This window comes from Chamaesiphon sp. OTE_75_metabat_556 (assembly GCF_031378165.1).
GTDB lineage: Bacteria > Cyanobacteriota > Cyanobacteriia > Cyanobacteriales > Chamaesiphonaceae > Chamaesiphon.
The window spans coordinates 1-4,727 of sequence record NZ_JANNDR010000546.1; the positions used below are offsets into that span (position 1 = coordinate 1).

Here is a 4,727-nt window from a genome sequence, read left to right on the forward strand (position 1 = left end):
CAGAAAGTATGTTTTGATGCAAGATGTGAGAATATTGATATTCGCTAAAATTGTTATAGTAATGACGGGTGGACTTTGACCCAGGCTATATGTATACAGGAACACCATGCTGGACTATCTGCCACCTTTAAACGAGCATAATTTACCCTATCCTGATACCATGCACCCGATCGTGGTTCACTTCGTGATTGCGATGGTGTTATTCGCGGCGTGTTGTGATTTGATCGGTTATTTTACCCGCAACCCCCGGATGTATGAGGTTAGTTGGTGGAATATGTTTTTTGCGACGATTTCTATTTTTATCGCTGTAATTTTTGGACAAGTTGAAGCTGGTTTAGCCGAACCTTACAGTGCGGTAGAGTCAACTCTAAGCCTGCACACGATCATCGGTTGGTCGTTATCAGTCATCCTGGCTGGGATTACTAGTTGGCGGTATATATTGCGATCGCGTGACCCCAAATACGTCCCTGTGCCCTATTTAGCAGCAGGAGTCTTATTAACTGGGTTAGTATTCTATCAGACTTATTTAGGCGATAAATTGGTATGGGTATATGGACTCCATACCGTACCAGTCGTTGAGGCAATTCGACAGGGAGTACTATGAATAAATGAATCCAGAATTACTTGAGCGAGTGTCGGCGCAAGTGGGAGCAAATGGTTTACCCTACACCATTCCCATTCATCCTAATTTAGTCCACCTCACCCTGGGATTATTTATTGTCGCGATCGGTTTTGACATTGTTGGGGCCTTATTTCCGCTCGAAAAGCCCGTATTTAAATTGTTAGCAATTCCGGCGACGCGATCGAATTTCTTTGATGTCGGCTGGTATAACATGGTCGCCGCTGCGATCGTGACCTTCTTTACCGTTGCCGCCGGATTTTATGAGATCATGCTAGCTGACTCACCAGCGGGTGTCAAAAGTGCTTGGGGTTTGGAAGCCTTCGAGACGATGCTATGGCACGGTGTCGGCGGCGTGGTGCTGCTGGGTGCGATCGTGGGGATGATGGTCTGGAGAGGCTATCAGCGGTTTATTTGGCGCAAGGATTTGTCGCGACAGGTACAGTGGAGTTATGTTTTTGCTGGACTGTTTATCTTTGGATTGATGTTTGTCCACGGCACCCTCGGCGCACATTTAGCGGGTGAATTTGGGGTACATAATACCGCCGATCATCTATTGCGACTAGGGGCAGATCCCAATGTGAGCTTACGATGAAAAAACAAACGATCTTAACTTTAGCAGTCGCCGCGATCGGTCTAGCAGCACTTAGCTGGTGGATCGGACAGCAAGCCTATAGCTGGTTTCCACCCCAAGCCTCAGCCGAATCGGTTTTAATCGATCGATTATTTAGTGTCTTGGTGACAATCGGTAGCTTTATTTTTCTAGGTGTGGTGGGGGCATTAGGCTACGCTGTTTTATTCCAACAGGCTAGTAAGTATGATGCTGGAGATGGGCCACCGATCGAAGGTAATATTCCCCTAGAGATTGTCTGGACAGCGATTCCCTTTGTCCTAGTGATGGGGATTGCCTTTTATAGCTACAAGATCTATGACGAGATGGAAATTCGCGGCCCAATGGAGCACGATCACACCGAGATGGCGATGGTGATGCCGATGGAGACATCTGGATCGGAGATCGAAGTGATCGCCAAACAGTGGGCGTGGGAATTTCGCTATCCCGCCCAAAAAGTCAGCAGCACCGAACTACATCTACCTGTAAATCAGCGGGCACACCTGATCCTCAGAGCACAGGATGTGATTCATGGCTTCTATATCCCCGCCTTCCGACTCAAGCAAGATATGATCCCTGGACGGGTTGCCAAATTTGAGTTCACACCGATTTTGGCTGGTAAATATCGATTGCGAGACTCCCAATATAGCGGTACTTATTTTGCCGCCATGCAAGCAAATGTCGTCGTCGAATCCGCTGACGACTATCAGACCTGGCTAACGCGATCGGCTGCGACAACGCCCGCAGCCGCTCATAATACCGCATTTGCTGAATACAACCAAAAATCGACCCGCGCCGGCTGGAAAACGATTGTTCCCGCAGCTCCACCGATAGTTAATTACTCTAACCCTAATGACTAATATATCTATCCCCGAAATTGAAATTGATATTGACAGTTCGCACGAGCCGGAAGATTGGCGGCGGTTTTTTGGATTTAGCACCGATCATAAAGTGATCGGTATCCAGTATATCGTTACCGCTTTTTTCTTCTTCCTAATTGGCGGTGTGTTCGCGATGATTATTCGCGGTGAACTGCTCACCCCAGAATCGGATTTAGTCGATCGCACCGTCTATAATGCCATGTTCACCATGCACGGCACCGTGATGCTGTTCCTGTGGACATTTCCCGTCTTAGCTGGATTGGCGAACTACTTAGTGCCGCTGATGATTGGCGCACGGGATATGGCTTTTCCGCGCTTGAATGCGATCGCTTTTTGGATGATTCCGATCTTTGGGATCGTCCTGATTGGCAGCTTCCTCGTCCCTGGAGGTCCCGCTCAGTCGGGCTGGTGGTCATATCCCCCCGTCAGTCTCCAGAACCCCACAGGGAACCTAATTAACGGTCAATTTCTGTGGTTACTCGCGATCGTTCTATCAGGTATATCCTCGATCTTGGGAGCAATTAATATTGTCACCACGATCTTCCGCATGCGGGCACCAGGCATGACTTGGTTTCGGATGCCCGTATTTGTGTGGGCGGTATTAAGTGCCCAAATTATTCAATTATTTGGTTTACCAGCCCTCACCGCAGGCGCGGTGCTACTACTCTGTGATCTCGTCGCAGGTACCAGCTTTTACGATCCGGCTAAAGGTGGCGACCCCGTTCTGTTCCAGCACTTTTTCTGGTTCTATTCGCATCCGGCTGTCTACGTGATTATCCTCCCAGTATTCGGCATCTTCTCCGAGCTATTTCCGGTATACGCCCGCAAGCCATTATTTGGCTACAAAGTTGTCGCGGTTTCATCCCTAATTATTACGGGTTTAAGTGCCGTTGTCTGGGTGCATCACATGTTTGCCAGCGGTACGCCTGGGTGGATGCTGATGTTATTTATGTTCACGACGATGCTAATTTCTGTGCCCACGGGGATTAAAGTATTCGCCTGGGTGGGGACGATTTGGGGTGGTAAATTACGGCTAGATACTCCCATGCTATTTGCGATGGGCGGACTAGTGATGTTTGTCTTTTCCGGCATCACAGGGATTATGTTAGCCGCCGTACCCGTCGATATTCACGTTAATAATACCTACTTTGTGGTCGGGCATTTTCACTACGTGATCTACGGTGCAACAGTGATGGGCATCTATGCCGCACTCTATCACTGGTTCCCCAAAATGACGGGACGGATGTATAACGAGGGCTTGGGTAAACTCCACTTTGCCCTAACTTTTCTGGGTACCAATCTGAACTTTTTCCCAATGCACCCCTTAGGATTACAAGGAATGCCCCGGCGGGTAGCTTCTTACGATCCAGAATTCGCTTTTTGGAATGTGATTGCGAGCTTGGGTGGTTTCTTATTAGGGATGTCTACCCTGCCTTTCCTAATTAACATTGTGGGTTCATGGGTACAGGGTAAAACGGCTCCAGCGAACCCGTGGCGGGCAATTGGATTGGAGTGGTTAGTTGCTTCACCACCACCGCATGAAAACTTTGAGGAATTACCGATTGTTATTGCCGAGCCTTACGGTTATGGGATGGATGAACCATTAGTATCGAATGCCGATAAATTATAGGGTTCAATCGATAACCTAAGTTCCTACCTATAGAATCCATTCGAGATCTCTTATGTTGAATCAACCTGGATCAGACATCGAATTGTTACGCGCGGCATACGCTGCCTTCAACACGCGAGACATCAACGCCGCCCTAGCCCTCATGACTGCGGACGTGGCTTGGCCGCGAGCGTTCAAAGGCGGTTTTGTCCGTGGACATGAAGAAGTCCGCGCTTACTGGACGGAGCAATGGAGCGAGATCGATCCCTATGTTGAGCCGAGTGCCTTTCACCCAGAGGAGAGCGGGCTGATTTTGGTTGATGTGCATCAAGTTGTGCGCGATCTAGCTGGAAGCGTAGTTGCTGATGAGCATGTTGGTCATCGCTTTACCATTGATCGTGGATTGATTCAAGTAATGGAGGTCTGTTCACTTTCTGACCAACCTGATTCAGAGCAAAAATTAGCAAAATGATAAATACAAGCGAAATTGATAACTCGATCGAAAGTACAGCTCCAAAGCTAGCGCATCATCATGATGAACCAGACAATCGGATGTTTGGGTTTATTATCTTCTTACTATCTGAAAGTGTCGTTTTCCTGGGCTTTTTTATTGGCTACTATGTCTATAAAACTAATGCTGTTGATTGGCTCCCCGCAGGTGTATCGGGATTAGAAATTCGAGAGCCAGCAATTAATACAGTGATTTTGGTATCGAGTAGCTTCGTAATTTATTTTGCCGAACGCTGTTTACGTCAGCAAAACTTGTGGGGATTTCGCTTTTTTTGGCTGCTGACGATGTTGATGGGTAGTTACTTTCTCTACGGTCAAATTGTCGAATGGCAGGGGCTAAAATTTGGGTTTACATCAGGTTTATTTGGTGGCACCTTTTACTTACTCACTGGCTTTCACGGGTTGCATGTCTTGACTGGAGTACTGCTCCAGTCGCTGATGTTAGTTCGATCGTTTATCCCTGGTAATTACGATCAGGGGGAATTCGGCGTTGAAGCA

Annotated in this window: 6 protein-coding genes; all 6 read left to right on the forward strand. The window is 47.8% G+C overall.

Features of this window, described 5'->3' with window-relative positions:
- Positions 1-106: 106 nt before the first annotated feature.
- Positions 107-604 (forward strand): DUF2231 domain-containing protein, encoded by a 498-nt coding sequence (locus RMO27_RS21425; protein ID WP_309736410.1) that lies wholly within the window; start codon positions 107-109, stop codon positions 602-604.
- A 4-nt stretch (positions 605-608) separates the two neighbouring features.
- Complete coding sequence (locus RMO27_RS21430) at positions 609-1,214, forward strand: DUF2231 domain-containing protein (protein WP_309736412.1); 606 nt, start codon at positions 609-611, stop codon at positions 1,212-1,214.
- On the forward strand, positions 1,211-2,089 hold the full coding sequence (locus RMO27_RS21435) for a cytochrome c oxidase subunit II (RefSeq protein ID WP_309736414.1): 879 nt from the start codon (positions 1,211-1,213) through the stop codon (positions 2,087-2,089). The genes RMO27_RS21430 and RMO27_RS21435 overlap by 4 nt, the downstream gene beginning before the upstream one ends.
- Positions 2,082-3,740 (forward strand): cytochrome c oxidase subunit I, encoded by a 1,659-nt coding sequence (ctaD, locus tag RMO27_RS21440; RefSeq protein ID WP_309736416.1) that lies wholly within the window; start codon positions 2,082-2,084, stop codon positions 3,738-3,740. Before RMO27_RS21435 ends, ctaD begins: the two co-directional genes overlap by 8 nt.
- 52 nt (positions 3,741-3,792) lie before the next feature.
- Positions 3,793-4,191: a nuclear transport factor 2 family protein gene (locus RMO27_RS21445; protein ID WP_309736418.1), complete on the forward strand. Its 399-nt coding sequence runs from the start codon at positions 3,793-3,795 to the stop codon at positions 4,189-4,191.
- Positions 4,188-4,727, forward strand: a 540-nt coding sequence (locus RMO27_RS21450; protein WP_309736420.1) for a heme-copper oxidase subunit III, incomplete at its 3' end; no start/stop codon positions are given. The genes RMO27_RS21445 and RMO27_RS21450, both read left to right, overlap by 4 nt.

Excerpts from the sequence above, each read along its gene's own strand:
- RMO27_RS21425 (WP_309736410.1), top strand. The coding sequence starts at position 107 with ATGCTGGACTATCTGCCACCTTTAAACGAGCATAATTTACCCTATCCT.
- RMO27_RS21430 (WP_309736412.1), top strand. The coding sequence starts at position 609 with ATGAATCCAGAATTACTTGAGCGAGTGTCGGCGCAAGTGGGAGCAAAT.
- RMO27_RS21435 (WP_309736414.1), top strand. The coding sequence starts at position 1,211 with ATGAAAAAACAAACGATCTTAACTTTAGCAGTCGCCGCGATCGGTCTA.
- ctaD (WP_309736416.1), top strand. The coding sequence starts at position 2,082 with ATGACTAATATATCTATCCCCGAAATTGAAATTGATATTGACAGTTCG.
- RMO27_RS21445 (WP_309736418.1), top strand. The coding sequence starts at position 3,793 with ATGTTGAATCAACCTGGATCAGACATCGAATTGTTACGCGCGGCATAC.